This is a genomic window from Bacteroidales bacterium, assembly GCA_035647615.1.
Lineage (GTDB): Bacteria > Bacteroidota > Bacteroidia > Bacteroidales > 4484-276 > SABY01.
In genome coordinates this window covers 25,427-44,601 of sequence record DASRND010000038.1, presented here as the reverse complement: position 1 = coordinate 44,601, position 19,175 = coordinate 25,427, and the positions used below count along the sequence as shown (strand labels likewise).

General features: G+C 45.6%; 16 protein-coding genes. 4 read left to right on the top strand and 12 right to left on the bottom strand.

Annotated features, from left to right (window positions below; genetic code table 11):
* The first annotated feature begins 116 nt into the window (after window positions 1–116).
* Window positions 117–1,424 (top strand): DUF5103 domain-containing protein, encoded by a 1,308-nt coding sequence (locus tag VFC92_14260; GenBank protein HZK09345.1) that lies wholly within the window; start codon window positions 117–119, stop codon window positions 1,422–1,424.
* A 175-nt stretch (window positions 1,425–1,599) separates the two neighbouring features.
* On the opposite strand, the gene VFC92_14255 is transcribed toward VFC92_14260, so the two are convergent.
* From VFC92_14255 to VFC92_14210, 10 genes are all read right to left on the bottom strand, one after another.
* Window positions 1,600–2,577, bottom strand: coding sequence for a tetratricopeptide repeat protein (locus tag VFC92_14255; GenBank protein HZK09344.1), 978 nt, complete (start codon window positions 2,575–2,577; stop codon window positions 1,600–1,602).
* Between the two features lie 230 nt (window positions 2,578–2,807).
* Window positions 2,808–3,935: a lipid-A-disaccharide synthase gene (gene lpxB, locus VFC92_14250; protein ID HZK09343.1), complete on the bottom strand. Its 1,128-nt coding sequence runs from the start codon at window positions 3,933–3,935 to the stop codon at window positions 2,808–2,810.
* 2 nt (window positions 3,936–3,937) lie between these two features.
* On the bottom strand, window positions 3,938–4,219 hold the full coding sequence (locus VFC92_14245; GenBank protein ID HZK09342.1) for a hypothetical protein: 282 nt from the start codon (window positions 4,217–4,219) through the stop codon (window positions 3,938–3,940).
* Window positions 4,220–4,249: 30 nt separating this feature from the next.
* A complete protein-coding gene (gene surE, locus VFC92_14240) occupies window positions 4,250–5,080 on the bottom strand; it encodes a 5'/3'-nucleotidase SurE (GenBank protein ID HZK09341.1) in 831 nt (276 codons plus the stop codon).
* A gap of 11 nt (window positions 5,081–5,091) precedes the next feature.
* Entirely contained in the window at window positions 5,092–5,679 is a 588-nt protein-coding gene (locus VFC92_14235) for a DUF502 domain-containing protein (GenBank protein ID HZK09340.1), read from the bottom strand.
* 270 nt (window positions 5,680–5,949) lie between these two features.
* Window positions 5,950–6,531: a Maf family nucleotide pyrophosphatase gene (locus VFC92_14230; GenBank protein ID HZK09339.1), complete on the bottom strand. Its 582-nt coding sequence runs from the start codon at window positions 6,529–6,531 to the stop codon at window positions 5,950–5,952.
* Between the two features lie 229 nt (window positions 6,532–6,760).
* Entirely contained in the window at window positions 6,761–7,975 is a 1,215-nt protein-coding gene (locus VFC92_14225; protein ID HZK09338.1) for an ectonucleotide pyrophosphatase/phosphodiesterase, read from the bottom strand.
* 83 nt (window positions 7,976–8,058) lie between these two features.
* Window positions 8,059–11,421, bottom strand: a complete 3,363-nt coding sequence (locus VFC92_14220) for a carboxypeptidase regulatory-like domain-containing protein (GenBank protein HZK09337.1) — start codon at window positions 11,419–11,421, stop codon at window positions 8,059–8,061.
* A 419-nt stretch (window positions 11,422–11,840) separates the two neighbouring features.
* Window positions 11,841–12,188 carry a thioredoxin gene (locus tag VFC92_14215; GenBank protein HZK09336.1) on the bottom strand — a complete coding sequence of 116 codons (348 nt, stop codon included), beginning with the start codon at window positions 12,186–12,188 and terminating at the stop codon, window positions 11,841–11,843.
* A 412-nt stretch (window positions 12,189–12,600) separates the two neighbouring features.
* A complete protein-coding gene (locus VFC92_14210; GenBank protein ID HZK09335.1) occupies window positions 12,601–13,380 on the bottom strand; it encodes a C40 family peptidase in 780 nt (259 codons plus the stop codon).
* Window positions 13,381–13,525: 145 nt separating this feature from the next.
* Here VFC92_14210 and VFC92_14205 point away from each other — a divergent pair, with 145 nt between their 5' ends.
* Together VFC92_14205 and VFC92_14200 are read left to right on the top strand one after the other, a co-directional pair.
* Window positions 13,526–15,598, top strand: a complete 2,073-nt coding sequence (locus tag VFC92_14205; GenBank protein ID HZK09334.1) for an HDIG domain-containing protein — start codon at window positions 13,526–13,528, stop codon at window positions 15,596–15,598.
* Window positions 15,599–15,726: 128 nt separating this feature from the next.
* Window positions 15,727–16,065, top strand: a complete 339-nt coding sequence (locus VFC92_14200) for a phenylpyruvate tautomerase MIF-related protein (protein HZK09333.1) — start codon at window positions 15,727–15,729, stop codon at window positions 16,063–16,065.
* A 119-nt stretch (window positions 16,066–16,184) separates the two neighbouring features.
* Here VFC92_14200 and VFC92_14195 read toward each other — a convergent pair whose 3' ends face one another.
* Window positions 16,185–17,795 (bottom strand): DUF6377 domain-containing protein, encoded by a 1,611-nt coding sequence (locus VFC92_14195; protein HZK09332.1) that lies wholly within the window; start codon window positions 17,793–17,795, stop codon window positions 16,185–16,187.
* 240 nt (window positions 17,796–18,035) lie between these two features.
* Between VFC92_14195 and VFC92_14190 the strand changes: the two genes are divergently transcribed.
* Window positions 18,036–18,938: a cation diffusion facilitator family transporter gene (locus tag VFC92_14190; GenBank protein HZK09331.1), complete on the top strand. Its 903-nt coding sequence runs from the start codon at window positions 18,036–18,038 to the stop codon at window positions 18,936–18,938.
* Here the strand turns inward: VFC92_14190 and VFC92_14185 are convergent.
* The gene (locus VFC92_14185; GenBank protein ID HZK09330.1) at window positions 18,910–19,131 is read right to left on the bottom strand and encodes a hypothetical protein; all 222 of its coding nucleotides are present in this window, start codon (window positions 19,129–19,131) and stop codon (window positions 18,910–18,912) included. The two genes, VFC92_14190 and VFC92_14185, sit on opposite strands and share 29 nt — an antisense overlap.
* Window positions 19,132–19,175 lie beyond the last annotated feature (44 nt).

Genomic DNA, 19,175 nt, shown 5'->3' with positions numbered 1-19,175 from the left:
AACGGAGCAGGCAGTTTAGAAAATATTTCTATCGCCACGAAGAAGCGCTCCCTCCAATTGGGAGGGGTCGGGGGTGAGGAAAAAAAAAGGATTTTTAACCACACAACTAAATACAAATGATGAAAAAAATACTATTGTTAATAACGGTAATGATCGTGGCGATGCTAACAGGTCGAAGCCAAACCGACCCCGACGATTATTACCAGGAAGATTTCGTGAGAAACTCCAGCTACATCTACAAAGACTATATCCGCGCGGTGTTGATGCATCCCGACGGAGCACCCATGTCGAAGCCGGTGGTGAAGCTTAAGTCGTCGGAGCGCCTCGTTTTTTCGTTCGACGACCTCTCGGCCGATTATAAAAAGTATGGTTACACGATCATTCATTGCGACGCCGACTGGAATGTATCCGATTTGGTGCCCACTGAATATCTGGAAACTTTCCAGGATGATTATATCGATGATTTTGCTTATTCTGTCAACACCATGCAGCCCTATGTTCATTATCATGGGGTCATCCCAAATGAGAATATTTCATATCGCCTTTCGGGCAACTATCTGCTCAAGGTTTATCTGGCCGACGATCCTGAGGAGGTGATTTTTACACATCGGTTTTTTGTGGTAGACCCACGGGTGCAGGTTGTGGCGCGGGTGCGCAAACCACTCGATGTTTCGGAGCGTGACTGGCGGCAGGAGGTGGTCTTTAATATTCAAACCATGGGGCTGTCACTTACCGACCCGCGGCAGGAGATAAAAGTAACCCTGCGCCAAAACGGTCGCTGGGACAATGCCATCACCGACTTGAAACCACGCTCCATCACCGGCACAGACCTGTTGTACGATTACGACGGTGTAAATGTGTTTGATGGAGGCAATGCCTTCCGCTATTTTGATCTTAAAAGTCTGCGCTACAATTCATTCAGGGTTGCCGAAACTGATTATGATCCCATGGAGGGCTATCAGGTTTTTCTGCATGATGACGTGGTGAAAAAGAAGAATGTATTTGAGAATGTGCAGGAGAGTATCAATGGCCTTTTTTTGATAAAGACGGAGGATATGGAAATAGATAACACGATGGCTGACTATGCGCAGGTTCATTTTTTCCTGCCTTACGACTACCCTTTGGCTACCGGCAAATTGTATCTGATGGGCGGATTGACATATTGGCAATTTATACCCGAAGCCGAATTAAAATACAACTACGATCGGAAAGGCTATGAAGCATCGTTGCTGCTCAAGCAGGGATTTTATAATTATCAATATCTGTTTTTGCCCAACAACGCCACCCGTGGGGAAACCGAGCTGACAGAAGGTAACTTTTTCGACAGCAACAACGATTATTCTTTCTTCGTCTATTATCGTCCTGTTGGCGGGCGCTTCGACAGGCTGGTCAACGTCACCACCATTCTTACCTTTCCGGAATAAACAGGACGCATTTTATCAAATTTCAATAAGGCGAAAAGCCTAATTTGTGTAACACGCAGATCATTAATAAAAAAAGACAGAATGCCGAAACATTCTGTCTTTTCTTTTATGATTGTTCCTGTTCCGAACTTTTTTATCCGATGCATCGGAAAGCTCAGCAGGAATGTTTTGTGTATTAATTACACTTTAAAACCGTTTTGATCTCGTAATCGGCGTTTTGTACAAATTGTCCGTGTTTGGCATTTTGGTATGCATCGCAGGCGGCGTCGTTGTTACCTTGTGCCTTTAGTGCGTTACCTTTTTCGTAATAAAACTTGGCTTTAAAATCAGCGCTTTCGCTGGCAGCAACTTCAAGCCCCTTGTCAGCGGCAGCGATGGCTTCGTCGTATTTTTTCAGTCCGTTGTTGGCCAGAGCAATGTAATAATATGCTTCGGCATTTTCGGGTTCAAATTCGGTAGTGGCGTTCAGGCACATCAGTGCTGCCGGCCAATCCTGGGCTTGTAGTTTTTTAGCGCCTTCCGACTGCAGCAGCTTGCTGGCATTAGCGCGCACTTTTTTGGCCATATCCGCATCGCCTTCGCCTTCGGCCAATTCCAGCGCCTTAGCAAACGATTCTTTCATTTTTTCGGTGTCGTCAATTTTGTTGTAAACCAGCGCCATTCCCCAGTAAGCCCGAGAATAGTCGGGTGCCAGCTCAGCCGATTTGCCGAAACTTTCGAGCGCTTCGTTGTATTTTTCATCGCTGTAAAAGCTGTTGCCCTGCGAGTAATAGAGCTTTGGGATAATGTCGGTAGCTTTTGCAGCGGTTTCGGGGTCGTTGTATTGGGTAGCATATTCGATGGCTTTTTCAAACTCGCCAACTGCCTTGTCGATGTTTTTATCTTTGTAATCGGCGATTCCTATCTTGTAATAGAGCGAAGGAATCTGGGATTTTGCTCCGGCAACTATCTGTTCGCCTTCCGGCCCAAGCTGCGAAGCCATGTCCATGGCCTCCTGATACTTGTCGATGGCCAATTGGTAATTGTTGTCTTTTACACCCTGATTGCCCTGGTTAAAAATGTCGGCAGCCTGATTAACGTCTTGCCCTGTCGCTGAAAATGCCAACATGATGGCGGCCAGCATGAAAAAGCTTTTGATCTTTTTAAAATTCATAACGATTTCCTGTTGATTAGTTTGTTTATTAATAAGTTCTAAAACACGAGTTTTGTTGATAAACGCAAAAATATCCTTTTTGTTAAAAGGTACCGCTCGTTCTGGCTTACATCGAAAAATATTTCAATTAATTAAATATGAATGCAAAAGCGGGTTTCCTTTTAACTAAGATTTCGAAAATATATTTTGTTTTAAAAAAGACAGTGAAAATCACGGTTTCAATTTAGTTGTCATTTTTTGGGGCTTTTTAAGCTTTCCACCATCAGTTTTGCAGCGCGGCTCGAAGCGCCGGCATTGCCCAATTTCTCGCGCAGGGATTTATAGGCTTCCAGCATTGTTTTGCGTTGGGAATGGTCGAGCAGCATTTTGAGTTCTTTTACAATATTTCCCTGAGTCAGCTCACTCTGTATGAGCTCTTTCACCACCGGGCGATCCATAATTAGATTTACCAACGAAATATATTTTATGTCAACAATGCGTTTTGCAATCTCAAACGAAAGCGCGTTTCCGCTGTAGCAAACCACCTGAGGCACGTCGAGCAAAGCTGTTTCGAGCGTAGCGGTGCCGGAGGTAATCAGTCCGGCCCATGCGTTGTGCAACAGATCGTGCGTGGCGCCGAAGATAATTTTATATTCAGCCCCTCGTGCAGCCTGCTCATAAAATTCAGCAGGAACCGAAGGCGCGCCGGCAACCACAAATTGGTATTGTGGAAAGGCATCGGCGGCGCTTAAAAGCAATGGAAGCAGGCGTTTGATTTCTTGTTTGCGGCTGCCCGGCAACACAGCGATGATCAGGCGGCGATCCAGATTGTGCATTGCGCGAAAATCGGCAGGATTATGAAAATTTACCCTCTCACGCTGCAAAGCATCCAGCAAAGGATGCCCAACGTAATCGACCTCTACACCATATTTTTTATAAAAATCTTTTTCAAAAGGCAAAATCACAAACATGCGATCTACATATTTTTTGATCTGCTTCACCCGCGATTTTTTCCATGCCCATACCTGTGGCGAAATGTAATAATAAACCGGTATTTTGTGGCAGGCAGCAAAAGAAGCGATGCGCAGATTAAAGCCGGGATAGTCGATAAGTATCAACACATCGGGTTTCCAGGCCAGGATGTCGCGTTTGCAAAGTCGGATGTTTTTCAGGATCGTCCCCAGATTGCTGATCACCTCCACAAAGCCCATAAAAGCCAGATCACGATAATGTTTTACCAGCGTTCCCCGCTGCTGTTCCATCAAATCGCCACCCCATACCCGGAATTCGGCGGCAGGGTCTTCCACAGTCAAATGGCGCATAAGCCCGGCGCCATGGAGGTCGCCTGATGCTTCACCGGCAATGATGTAGTATTTCATGGTTAGGAAATAAAGATGAAAAATATGGCTACCAATACAAAAGTTGTGATAAGAATGCCTTTTCCGGTGCGCACCATTTTTATCGAAACCAGATAGTAGCGCATCAGCAGGATGTTGGCGGTGAGCGACAACAAATAAAGATCGCGAAAGCCGTAATGGGGCAATTGAATCAGCTTGCTGATCCACAAAAGCAAATAATAGAAAAACAGCATTGCAATTAGCGGAGCGCCCAAAGCCATTAAAGTACCAAATCCGTATGAGTCTCTTTTAAGTGTATCGTGCATAGAAACTTTGATTTAATCATCAGCGGCGGGTCAGCCGTTGATCGATCGGACAGGTTGATGCTGTTTGTTGTTAACTTTTTTGGGTTCAAAATCAAACTCGCCGATAAGTTTCATAGAGTTAGCGGCGGTAAAGTCGAATTGCGTTGGTACCACGGCGATGTAGTTGTTTTCCATGGCGCGGATGTCGGTGCCTTCGTCGTTGTCGGCATTGCTGAATACGCCTGTTATCCAATAGTAGTCTTGTCCGCGCGGGTCGATCCGCTCGTCGAATTCTTCAACCCACGTTCCGCGAGCCTGACGACAAACCAGCGCTCCTTTTATTGGCTCCTCAGAAATTTTGGGGATGTTCACGTTCAGACTAACGCCATTGGGAAGTCCGCGCTCCAGCACCTGGAGTGCAATCTGGCGGATATGTTCTTCGGCATGTTCAAAGATGGCTTTCGCCGAATAATCGTTCAGCGAGAAACCGATGGAAGGGATTATGTCTATCGATCCTTCTATCACAGCAGCCATGGTGCCGGAATAAAGTACGTTGATGGAGGCGTTGGAGCCGTGGTTGATGCCCGACACCAGCAAGTCAGGATTTCCGCGCAAAACGATTTTGGTGCCCAGCTTTACGCAATCTACCGGAGTGCCGTTGCAGCTAAACTCGCGGTATCCCTCGGCTTCTTCTATCAGTTTTAAACGCAATGGCTGTGAAACGGTAATGGAATGGCTTTGCGCCGAACGCGGACGGTCGGGGGCAACCACCACCACATCACCCAGTGTGCGCATTATTCGTATTAATGTACGGATGCCGGGGGCGTTGATGCCATCATCGTTGGTAACAAGTATCAGTGGTTTTTTTATTGAATGTTTCATATTTTTAGAATTTATAATTTGGTAACTCCTGCCGAGATAATATATTTCATCACATCGGTCGCCGAAGCATCGATGCGCGTAACATTTTCGACAGGCACAATAAACAGATTTCCCGACCAGGCGTAAGAATGTGGCAGATAAACGGCTATTCTGCCGTCGGTGATGCCCAGCTCCGAAAGGTCTTCGTTGGTGATAAAACCAATTTTTTCGAGCGAGTCGCTGCCACCGATACGCACCAGCACGGGCTGGTTAAAGCGGCGTTTGTTGCCCACAAATGCCGACATCAAATCCTTCACAGAAGTATAAATGATTTTGATCAGCGGCATTCGGCTGATTATCCTGTCGAGATAGGTGAGGAAAGGTTTGAAGAAAAACAAACTCCCCAGAAATCCTATCAGCGTGATGAAGAGCAGCAGTGTCACCAAGCCAAGTCCGGGTATTTCCAGCCCCAGAAGTCCCTCGATATGTTTGTAAAGTAGCCCGTCAATCCATAAAAAGGTAATCTTTACCGCGTAAATTGTCACGGCCAGTGGACCCAGAAAAAGTAAACCCTGGAAGAAATAATTGAGCAGGCGCCTGAAAGTGTTGCGTGTCTTCATAAATTTTTAGTCGGCAAAAGTAATAAAACAGCACAACAACGCAGAAGGTCAAAATGTTGGCGGGGAGCATGGCGCAGGGACGCAGGGCGCAAAGAGCATGGCGCTTGGCGCAAAGAGCATGGCGCATGGTGCGTGGCGCAAAGCCCCAAAGCCCCAAGGATAGAGGCGATATCAGAATAATAAAATTGGAATGAAAAAGAAGACGGAATTAAAATCTTGAATATCGGATCCTGACTTTTAAATTTTGAATGATTGCCGTGTCGGAGCATGTCATGATAATACAAATTCCTCCAGCTCCTCTTTGAGCCGCGCCGTCGGAAGCCCCATCACGTTAAAGTAGGAGCCATCAATTTTTGCAATGCCTACCAGGCCAATCCATTCCTGAATGCCATAGCTACCCGCTTTGTCGTAGGGTTTGTAATGATCGACATAGTGTTCGATGGTTTCTGCTGACAACTCTTTAAAATACACCTCGGTACAATCTGTGAAAGCTTTGATTTTGCCGATGCTGCGCAAACAAATACCTGTGATCACTTCATGCTTTTGCCCGGAGAGCATCTGCAGCATGCCAATCGCTTCATCGCGATTCCCGGGCTTATTAAGAATTTTATCATTCAGGCAAACGATGGTGTCGGCGGTGATGATGATTTCATCCTGAAGCAGCTCTTTTTCGGCGAATGCCATTGCTTTTTTTTTACAAAGAAACGAAGCCACCTCTGCGCCTTGTAGATTCTCCGGGAAACTTTCATCCACTTTTGCAAGACGCACCGTAAATTCATATCCCATCTCAGCCAGCAGCTGCTGACGACGTGGTGAGGAAGAGGCAAGGACAATTTTTTTGGAAAGGCTCACAAGATTTTTATGTTAATCGTTAATGGTTAGTAGTTAATTGTTAATCGTCCTTCCCTTCGGCTACGCTGGTTTCGACTTGGTTCGGCTACGCTCACCAGCCGACGCTCAACCACCACAGGGCAGGCGTCAATTGTCCTTCGTCTTTGCATGTTTACTAAAATCTAAAATCTAAAATCTAAAATCTTTAAATCAGCACATCACCCTATCACCACATCACCCCATCAACAAATCACTTCAGCATCCCAGCCACTTCGTCGAGGTTGCCATCGTTGGGGGCCGGTTCTATTCCCAGCACGCGGCACATGAGTGGATAGACCGATACGTTGGCGAAGGGCGGATTCACAAAACCATCGTTGCGGAAAGCTGGACCGGCAGCATAGAAAATAGTGTGCATGTCGGCGTTGGCATTGTCGTAGCCGTGGGTGCCACCATAATAGTTGCGGGCGATTTTGTAGCCCACGCTCCAACTGCTGTCGGCAGCCACCACAAAGTCGAGTGTGCGCGAATTGGTGCCGTAATGAAGCCTTTCGGGAACCTGACCTGAAGGCCACCAACTGATGTGTGGAACTTTGGCCAGACCAGCCGCCACCGAGTCGTGAAATCCATTAGCAGCTTGTAAAACCCAAACCGGGTTGCCGCCTTGTGCTTCAGCTATCCAGGTGGTGTCGATGTAATCGGAAAGTACCACAGCTCTGCTGCCGTCGATTTCGGCCATTCCATGATCAGAAAGAACAATCACATTTATTTTATCGTGGTGAGGCAGTCTGGAAATACCGCGCATAAAAATCCCCAGAAGGGAATCGAGGTGTTCCATCGTTTCGACGATCTGCGGGCTGTCGGGGCCATATCTGTGGCCACAGCCGTCAGGTTCATCCACATACCACATCACCAGTTGTGGGCGCTGCGCTTCGGGCAGTTGCAGCCAGGCTAGTACCGTGTCGATGCGCGCAGTGTAGGGCATGTTGTGCTCGTAAGGCATCCAGATGCTGGGGTGCTGCCCCTGCACATCGGCTTCGGAGCCTACCCAGAAGAGGGTGGCCGAGCGCAATCCGTACTTTTGGGCGGTATTCCAAACAGGCTCGCCGCCATAAAAAGTGCCATCGTCGCGCGACACAGGGTCTTTCATACGGTAATAGCGCTCTTTCTCCGGATCGTAAAAGCCGTTGAGAACGATGCCGTGATGATCGGGATAAAGCCCGGTGGCCAGCGTAAAGTGGTTTGGAAATGTCTTGGTAGGAAACGATGGAATCATCCTTTCGGCTTTTACACCTGCTGCCGCTAGACTATCGAATGTGGGCGTATGAGCCTTTTGATTGTAGTCCCACCTGACGCCGTCCATGGAGAGAACGACGAGATAAGTATCTTCCGGTTTGGTGCTACTGCGATTGCACGATGCAAAAAACACTGGCAGAATGAGTAGCAGCAGAATTACTTGTTTTTTCATATCAGTAAATAGCAATTAAGTTAAAATAAGAAGTCCTGCATAAATAGCAGGACTTCTTCAGAATTGTTCAAAAAACGGCACTCTTAGAAGATATATCTTACCCCAATCTGGAGTTGCCAAACTTGAGTGCGATTATAATGGGGAGAATAGGTTTCTGTTGGATATTCACCGTCAACTTTTACCATTGAGAAGCTTGGAACGTTGTCTGCATCCTTGCCTTCATACTTTAAAATTTGACCATTATTCGATCCGTAATCTGTCTGGTAAACGCCCCATTCGCTGTTTAGAATGTTGCCAAAGTTTAAGCAGTCAAGGCTAAATTGCAAGGTGTTTGTTTGTCCGGCTACCTTAAAATAATACTCGCGTGCAATACGTAAGTCGAACCTGTTTACCCAGGGAGCACGTGCAGCGTATGCCTCAGCATATTCGCCTTTGTGGTTACTAAGGTATTTGTCCTGATCTACAAAATTGAAGAAAGCATTTTCGTCTTCTGCGCTAACAAAATTTATTTCACCTTTTCCATTTGGGATGTAAATCAAATCAGTTGCAATGCCATCGCCATTCATGTCATTTGTGTAAGTAAAGCTATTGCCGTAAGGTGTAAAGCCGGAATAGAACAAGTTAACGATTGTACCAGATTTTAAGGCATTGTTTCCCCAGGGAATTTTCCAGGAAGCAGAAGCAATTACTTTGGATGGAACAACATATTGTGAGCGTTGGTTCAAAGGAAGATGCGGGCCATCAATTTCGATGAGACCTGTATAAGCAGATGCTGCGTTGCTACCCGGCATGCCTGAAATTTCTTTTGATTCAGTGAAGGTGTAAGCAGCCATCAGGTTCAGATCTTTTGCAGGTTCGGCGAAGATAGAAATATTGCCAATTGCACCCCATCCATCACTGGTATTCGAAAGAACATATGCATTTCTTCCATTGTATGTCAAATCAGCTTTGGCAGGATAAAAATACCGGTCATCTGCACCGCTGAATCGTTGCCAGGTATCATCAGGTTCTTTAAGGTCGTAGTTTTTTAACATTACATCATTGAGGGTCTTGGTAAAGATACCTTCCACTGTTACCGATAATGGGAAAGAAACCGGAATTTCATAATCTAAAGCCAATGAAGTTTTCCATACCTGAGGCATCTTAAAGTCAGGGTCAACGGCATTAATATCGCGTGGAAGTGCACCGTCTTCAGGGGTAATGGTGTTCTGTAATCCTAATATCCGAATCATTTCATCTACATCAGTAATCATGCCTCCGGCCAGTAATTCAAGATTAGGATCAGCACTCGTGACGTTACCATCAGAATCATACTTTGTTACAGCAGAATAACTGCCTTGTACCATGCCTGAGTTGGTGGGCATATTGGTAAAGAAAACCAGGGGCAATCTGCCGGCAAACAAACCTGTACCACCGCGCAGCTTCAATGATTGATCACCCATTACATCCCAGGTGAAACCAACCCTTGGTGAAATCTGGACTTTTGCGTCGGGCCATACACCTGTATCAATTTTATTACCACCATTTTTAAAAACTTGATTACCCTCGTCGTCAAGAACCGGATTGTTATTTTCATCTAAAACCGGGTCTGAAAAGTTTAGATCATAAATTGCATTGTTTCTTAAGATGTTCTCGTCATCATAGACCAGGTAATCGGCACGAATACCATAAGATAATTTGAAATTCCGATTGATGTTCCACTCATCCTGGGCATAGATACTAAACTGGTTGAATGCAACTTCAGCAGCAGGGTTTTTCTCTCCTGCGTAACCATAAGTAATCGAAAAATCCCTGGGAGCGGCCTCGTTCAGGAAATCATCAACGCTTGCATAACGGTAGTAACCGGTTCCGTTGCGCATATAGGAGTTGTTTGCCATCTGATGTTCAAAACCTGCTCCGATGGTAATTTTATGATTGTTTAAATAGAGGTTTACGTTATCAACGATATTTAAAATATTGTTGTTTACTCCGTTGTTCCAGGTAAACAATTCATAACCTGCCGACATGTATGGCTCAAGAATCTGACTGCCATCAGGATTAACACCATTCATGATGTCGATAAAAGGGAACGGGCTTGATTCTGATCCACGCATATCTTCAATTTTTGTGTAGGTGGCCAGGAACTGGTTCGAAACCTTGTTTGAAAAACGACTGTTCAAATCAAGCGCGATAGAGTTAACGGTATTGTCTTGTGAATAAATGGAGTTGGAGAAGGCCATCGAATATTGTGAAATTCGGTTCATCGAACGGTTACGGAAGCCAGCATCTGTTGAGTTTCCATTTGTTGGATACCATGCTTGATTTTTAGTGTAGTTATATCTGACACTCATCTTGTGAGATTTATTGATATTCCAGTCGATGCGGGCCATGAGTTTTTTGTTGTTCTCATCAGCGGGGAAACTATTGTATGAACCAGGATCATAACCGTATTTTGAAATCAGATGTTGTCTTACCGATTCCAAGTCTTCTTTGCTGGTGCGCGACAGCATGAGGTCGGTGTTCATGACGCCATCTTCAGAAGGTCGCCAGGTAACAACCTGACCGGGGTTGATTTCGTATTCCCCGTTTACAAAAAAGAATAGTTTGTTTTTAATGATTGGACCACCCAATGTGAGGCCATAAGTTTTTGTGGATTCTTTATCGCGTTCTCCAAAGTCAACATCACCAATCCTGTTGCCACGCATATCCTGGTTTTTGAGGTAGGCGTAGGCAGATCCTCTGAATTGGTTGGTTCCCGATTTTGTAATTGCGTTGATACCACCACCAATGAAGTTGGTTTGGCGGATGTCGAAAGGAGCAACTACAACCTGAACTTCCTCGATAGCATCCAATGAAATGGGGTTGCCTCCTCCGGGAAGGTTGGGGCCTAAGCCGAAGTTGTTGTTGAAATTAGCACCATCCACCGTAAAGTTGGTAGACCTACCATCTCCACCGGCAAAGCCCATCCCGTTAGCATAAGGTGAAATACGCGTAATGTCCTGGATGCTTCGACTGATGGAGGGCATTCTGGTCAATTCTTGATTTGAGATGTTGGTGGTGGCACCTGTTTTATCAGTTTGGAATGCAGATGCTTTCTTGCCCACAACCATAACTTCGCCTAGTTCTAGTCCCTCTTTTAGAACAGCATTCAGAACAAAAGTTTGCCCTAAGAACAAAGTGATGTCCGAATAAGTCTCTTTGGAATATCCCACGAAAGATACTTCCACTGAATATGGGCCACCGGCTCTCATACCAGTTAGGTTGAAATAGCCTTCACCACTGGTGATGGTGCCATACTGTGTTCCTGATGGCTGGTGGATGGCAATCACAGTAGCCCCCGGAAGCAATTCTTTGTTAGTGTCCATAACTCGCCCATTCATGGCTGAGGTAGTCACCTGCCCAAATAGAGTTTGCGCGGCGAACACCAGAGCCAGCGTAAACATCAAGTTAAGTAATGATCTTTTCATAGTGCATTTTATTAAATAAGTAAATAAAAATTTAATTCAAAATGATGGTGTAAAAATAGAATTTTGCTTTGCATTAGGCCATGATTGACATAAAATGTTATCCAATTTTATTTTGGTGATATACAATAAGTTAGATATGATTGTTGATAAATCATGATGAAATGACAGAAAGTTTTAAAGCTAAATTCTTTCCGCAGAATTACCTTTATTAGCCGAATTGATTGTAATCCAATGGTTTCGTTCTCACATCCCATCATTTATCACTCAAAATTTATTTTTATCCTCACCGAGAAGATGCGGCCGAAGCCTGAGAAGCCGCGAAATGGTTGCAGGAGCCTGCAGTCGGGCAGCATCCACGGTTGAAAAATTTTAAAATTCGACTTTTGAGATCAAAGAAAGAAATTAAGAACGATGCTACCCTATCCGCCAAATTGTGCGTCGAGCACCTGGCGAATCTGCCCTTCGTTTTGTATGCTGGTGGTGGCTGCGGTTACTTCACCATTTTTGTAATAAACCGTAAAAGGCAATCCCATGAAGCTCTTACATTCAGGCAGGCTTTTGATAAGATGTGCATCGGGATGATCGAACAGGAAATCATAAAAAGCTACGTGATTGTATTCGCCTTCAAGTTTTTTCATGGTTTGGTACACCGGTGTGCACATGGGCCCCATGCGACCGCAGCAAATCATCACATTGTTATTTTCGGTCAGGATTTTTCGAAATTGATCGGCTGAGGTTATGTGTTGTAAATTGGTTTGTAGTGTCATTGATATTGTCTTTTGTTGGGATAAAATAAAACGGGGCAAAGATAATTTTAATAATAAGGCGGTGATATTAAAACGATTTAAAAATGTGGGGCGCAGGGCGCATAGAGCATGGCGCATAGAGCATGGCGCAGGGCGCGTGGCGCATAGTGCATAGAGTAAGGAGCAAGATGCAGAAGGTAGGGTCGATGGTGGAAAGCGCAAAATAAATTTCATCCTGAAAAAATCCTGAGAGATGGGCGATTCGAGACACAAACAACACCCGCCTTATGGTGGATGAGCAAATTAACGGATAACAAATAACAATTAACGGATAATAATTTAGGAATGATGACAGATTGCTTCTCCGCCAGCTGGCGGAGAAGCAATGAACCATTAACAATTAACAGATAACAATTAACATTAAACCTTATTCTTAAACATTCCTCTTGATAATCCTCAGGTTGTGGGTATATTTTCTGATTTTGCTGTCGAAGATGCCCTGGTGGTCGATGTCGTTGAGGCGAACAAAGCCGGAAGCGTGGATGATGGTTCCTTCGCCGGCGATGATTCCGACGTGCGTTATCTCGCCATCGGCATTATCAAAAAAAGCCAGGTCGCCGGGCTGCGCTTCCCATATCAGATGTATCGTTTCGCCTTGGGTAGCTTGCATAGAAGCATCGCGGTGGAGCGCAATTCCGTTTTGTTTAAAAACGTTTTGCGTCAGTCCCGAGCAGTCGATGCCTGCCATCGAGCGTCCGCCCCACAAGTACGGAGCGTTGAGGTACACCTGTGCCGTAGCTATCAGATTATCGCCGCTAGCCGGATGAGCAGGTTTTTGTATGGGTTCATCAAAAGAAAATGTAGTAGTGCCCAATGTTAACTTCCCACCCCGAAAGCCTCGCATATTTGCACACGGAAAAATGCCTGTACGATTGCCCGCCTGGTCGGTGACATAACTTGCAGCATTAGTAGAATACTTATCGTGAGCTTTCTGCAGATGATGATACTCTTTGTCAGAGATCAGCAAACATTGCCGCTCATCAATAAATCCCTGATAATCGTCGTGGCTACATTGCACCGCCAGCCAGGAGTCTTCGGTGCCCATAATTTCAAAGGTGTCGCCAAAAAGCAACTGGCTCACCATCTCGCTGCGATGGCTGGCTGCAGCGCGCAACGGCACACAGCTCAGATTGCAAAATCCAAAAGTTTCCATACGATTATTTTTTGGCAATGTTAACAATTATGCTGCAATTAGCGTTCATCCATACAAAACAAAAAAACTGAAAACCGGCGTAGTAGCGGGTTATTTTCCCGACAGGTAAAAAAAAAGCTACTTTCGCTTCAAAATTTTGGTTGTTATGAGCAGAATCTGGAACTTCATCAGTCAGCATTATTCGATATTTTACAAGGTTTTTCTTTTTCTGGGAAGCCTCGTGATACTGGTTTCCTTTTTTCCGAAAGAGGCCAAATTCAAATATGAATACACCAGAGGACGTCCGTGGCAGCACGAAGATCTGATAGCGCCTTTCGACTTCCCAATACTCAAAGCGCCCGAGGAAGCCGAAAAAGAGCGCAACGAAATTATGGCCAATCGGGAGCTGTTTTTCGATTTTAATATGCAGAAAAGTGAAATCATCCGCAGCGAGTTTATCGATAATTTCAACAACTATTGGGTGCTTAAATACGGGCCATCTGCTACCAACCTTAATTTGAAGCAGGCTTCGCTCGAACGCGCGCTTAAAATCCTTTCCTCTACGCTCAACCGTGGCATCATACAAACCATACCTGCCATCGAAAATAAGCCACCCGATTATCAAATCACGCTCATCATCAACAATACGGCTGAGAAGGTGCGTCTGGGCGATCTTTACACCATCCATACAGCATACGAGAAAATTAAAAATATGCTGGCGCAATCCGAGGGCGTCGACCAAGAGCTGCTCAAACAGCTGCTCGAAGAGTCGATGACGCAAAACGTTTCTTACAACGAATCGATGACCCGGAAAGAGCTGCAGAATTATCTGAGTCAGATATCTTCTACACGTGGCATGGTGCAGGAGGGCGAGCGCATTATTTCGAAGGGAGAGCTTACCAACAAAAATAAGTTCCAAGTGCTCGAATCGCTGCGCCAGGAGTACGAGGCACGGCTGGGGCAGGACAGCAATTATTACCTCATCCTTGCCGGGCAGGTGCTGCTGGTGGCCATTTCGCTGATGGTGCTGGTGTTTTTCCTTTACTTCTTCCGCCGCGACGTACTGCGCGACAACAAAAAGGTGATCCTGATATTGCTGGTGCTCATCCTTATGGTATTCCTCACCAGCGTGGCACTGCGCATCGACCCACAGTTTATTTACCTGGTGCCCTTGTGTATCGGCACCATTCTCATCCGTGTTTTTTTCGATACACGGCTGGCGTTGTACGTTTATCTAATTATGATCATCCTTATCGGATTTCTGGTTCCCAATAGTTTCCAGTTTTTGTTTATGGAACTCATTGCCGGGATCATCACCATTTTCAGTATTGTTAATCTACAAAAACGGTCGCAGTTTCTGTTTACGGCCGTTGTGGTTTTTCTTTCCTACGCGGCCATTTATACAGGGCTCAATCTGATACAGGAAGGAAATTTCTCGACCATACGCCCGGTGGATTATGCCATGTTTGGCGGCAGCGCGCTGCTCATTTTGATAGCTTACCCGCTCATTTATCTCTTCGAACGCATGTTTTCGCTGGTCACCGACGTAACGTTGCTGGAGCTTTCGGATACTAACAGCAAATTGCTGCGCGAGCTTAGCATGCGCGCTCCGGGTACGTTTCAGCATTCGCTGCAGGTAGCCAATCTGGCCGAAGAGTGTATTTACGAAATTGGTGGCGACGCGCTAATCACACGAACAGGAGCTTTGTATCATGATATTGGTAAGATGAATCATCCGATGTATTTTATCGAAAATCAGGTGACGGGTGTCAATCCGCACGACGAGCTTACCTACGAAGAGAGCGCCCGTATCATTATTGATCACGTAATTGATGGCATCGAAAAAGCAAAAAAAGCCAAGCTGCCCGAGCAGATCATCGACTTTATCCGCACCCATCACGGAAATAGTAAAGTGGGATATTTCTACACCATGCAGCAAAAAGAAAATCCCGACGAAAAGGTCGACCCGCGCCGCTTTACCTATCCCGGCCCGATACCTTTTAGCAAAGAAACCAGCGTGGTGATGATGTCGGATTCGGTGGAAGCCGCCGCACGCAGTATGAAAATTATCGACGAGGTGACCATCAACAATCTGGTGGAAAACATCATCAACAAACAGGTGGAATCCGGCCAGTTTATCAATTCCAACATCACACTGCGCGACATCAACAAGACGAAGAAAATTTTGAAAAAGAAGCTGATGAACATTTATCACATCCGCATCGAATATCCGAAATAGGATTTATAAAATTCCAAATGAAAAGCTTCAAATGACAAATAAATTCCAAAAACCAAAATTCAAATCTTCGTTTTTTGGTCATTGAGTTTTGAATTTTATTTGTTTTTTGTGATTTAAAATCTTTTTCTATGCCTTATCTAAAAATTAAAACCAACCAAAAGCTGAATGCCGGCGATGAGCTTATCGCAAACCTTTCGAAATTGGTAGCTGAGATGCTTCACAAGCCGGAAAAATATGTGATGATTGATGTGGAAGATCAGCGGCAGATGCTTTTTGGAGGCACCGATGCACCGTTGATTTATTGCGAGCTGAAAAGCATCGGCTTGCCCCGCGAACAAACTTCTGATCTGTCGGCGCGTCTCACCGGCTTTCTTACCGAAGCCACCCATGTTCCGGCAAATCGGATCTATATCGAATTTGTGGATGCACCCCGCGACCTGTGGGGCTGGAATGGCGGCATTTTTTGAATCAGCAATTTACAAATTCTAAAGCCCAAAGTTCTGTCATGTACAGTCGCCCGATCGGGCGACCCTACTAAGCTACACGTTCAAATTTCGATCGGGTTTATTAACCTGCAACCCGCAACTCAAACTGACCGGATGGCCATGATGTGATCTTCAAATTCGTTGTTGGCAAAAACCGATCGGGTTTTGATGCGGTTTTTGTACGAATAAATAGTGTTGATGGAGAAGTTGAGGATTTTGGCGATGGCTTCGTTATCGGTGATGCCCATACGGATAAGCGCAAAGATGCGCAGGTCCGTGTTCATGGCGCCATCTTCGGTAAGCTGCACCTGGTCTTCGGGCTTGAAGAGTGCGTTGAATCCTTCGACGAAATCGGGGAAGATGCTCAGAAAAATCTTATCGAAATTCTGAAAAAGTAAAAGCCGCTCATTTTTAATATTAAGCTTATCGACGGCTTGTTGCAGGTTTTCGTAGCGTTGGTTGTCGATGTTGCGCTGCAGGCTGTCGCGCAGCATTTCAAGCTTATCCACGTAAGTGGTGCTGATATTGAAATAATAGGCGATGTATTCTTCTTTGATTTTGTTGGCCTCGCTCAGGGTTTCGTTGAGGGCTTTCAGATTTACATTTGCCTGCAAAATGGTTTCGCGTGCTTTGCGCAATTTACTGAGCTGTTTGACGATTACCAGCATTGAAACCAGCACCAATGCGGCAAGTATTGCCAAAAAAATCACGTAAAGCTGCAACTGTTGGTTTTGGTTTTCGGTAAGTTTCAGTTTCTCGCCTTCAATCAGCGGGAGCACCTCCGAAATCTGGAAGGTGCGCTGGCGGGCGCCATAAAATCCTGCGTCGTTGTTGGCAAGCAGGATGTAATTGTAGGCTCTGAGTATGTCGCCTTTGCGGTAAAGCAGCGTGGCCAAATTGCGCAGCGCGATGGTTTCGGTCACTACTGCCCGGATGTCGGCCATAGCGCTGCGGGTAAGGTTGCCGATGGCTGCGGTGGTATCCATTTCTTTCAGGTCGAGGGTAGCCAGGCTGGCGTAAATCATGGCTTTTTCGTGGGTGCTGATTTCGAAATTATCAAGCACCTTATTATAAAAAGAACGGGCGCTGCCGGTATTTCCCTCGTTCAGGTTAAGCAGTGCTGTGAGCACCCATTTGCGATAAGCTGCACTGTCGGCAATGGCGATAGCCTTTCGGATAAAAGCATTGCCGTGCGCAATATAATAAGGCGTAAAATGAGGGTCGTTGGAGTACTCTGACATGTCGTAATTGGCGCGTCCCAGGTGATTGTACCGTGTCACCTGCTGATGGTCGGTGAGATGGCGCGGATCGATGGCCTGAAGTGTGTCGAGCGCCTCATGAAACATGCCCGACGAAAGCAATACAAAACTTATGTTAAGACGTGCCGTAGCTATTTTTTCGGGCTGACCCGAAACACGCGCCAGATCCTGCATGCGCCAGGCATAATGAAAAGCTGAATCGTAGATAAAGGAGCCATATTCCTCAAAGAGCTGCTGGCAAAATTGATATTCCTGCACGTAATCATGAGCGCGGTGTGCTTCTTCAAGCTCTTTTTTGAGCTGCCCGATGTTGTGGTATTTTTGATTTCTAAACTCCTCTTTTTGTAAAATCACTTTGTCGAGTTGCAGCAGCAATGTGTCGTTCGACAGGCTAAAGAGCGGAATCGAAACAAAAAACGTGAAGATTATAATAAGATATCGCAAGCGGATCATACAAGTTTTGTATAAATAAATGAACGGCTAAAAGTAATGCTTTTCGTTTTGCGAGTTCCCCTTTTCTGCGCAGCCGCTTACATTCTTCTTTCTAACGATTATCAGTATTCATCAGGAATAGTGTGATCCATAATAGGTTTAGTGGACAACTAATAGTGTTTTGTAAATGGAATCCGGGAAGAAACTTTCAAACCTTTTTAAACCTTCGTTGTTTCATCGCCATAGTCTTATTTTTAAACGATGTCACACAATCATTCGCATACGCACGCTCAAGGTTCAAATGTCAGCTACGGACGTGCCTTTGCCATTGGCATTTCGCTCAATGTCGGCTTTGTGATTGTAGAGGTTATTTATGGATTGCTGGCCAACTCCTCGGCGTTGCTTGCTGACGCAGTTCACAATGCCAGCGATGTGCTGAGTCTGGCATTTGCCTGGGGAGCAGCCTGGCTGGCCACGCGCCGTCCCAAAGGTAAATACACCTATGGCTTACGCAAGACCACCATTTTGGTTTCTATTCTCAACGCATTGTTGCTTTTTGGTGCAATGGCTGCTATTGGCTGGGATGCCGTAAGTAAAATCAAAAATCCCGAACCGGTTGCTTCTATCCAGGTGATGTGGGTGGCAGGCATAGGAGTGGTAATTAATACCCTTACGGCGCTGCTATTTATGAAAGGTCAAAAACACGATTTGAACATCCGGGGAGCTTATCTACACATGATTGCCGATGCCGGCGTTTCGGTGGGTGTGGTAATAGCCGGTTTACTCATCACCCTTACGGGGGCATTATGGATCGACCCCATCATTAGTTTTGTGATTATTATCGTGGTGCTTTGGGGCACCTGGCACCTGTTTACCGATTCCATCGACCTGGCGCTCGACGCAGTGCCCCGGCATATCGATCTCGAAAAAGTGCGTAATTTTCTTTTGAGTCAGAATGGAGTTGTCGATATTCACGATTTGCACATCTGGGCCATGAGTACTACTGCGGTTGCTCTTACCGCACACCTGGTCATGCCGGCGGGTCACGACGATTCATTTATCCGCAACCTGCAGCAGGAGCTTCAGAGCCATTTTAACATCGGACACACTACTTTTCAAATCGAGCAGCACGACATCAGCGAAGGCTGCGAAACCGTATGCTGAGACGCTTTACCTCCACAACACCACCTTTTTGCATCTGATAAGGTTGATCGTAGAAACACAGCAACAAATGTGTGTAGGAATTTACCCATGAGTACCCTACGTTTTTTTTGCCGGTAAAATAACGCGATGACTGGTGCCGGCAGGTAATACGTTGTTGAAATGCGTTTTCGGCGTATTGGAATAATAATTTCATCGGTGGTATTTGATGTTTCCACTTTTTAAAACCTTAATTTATTA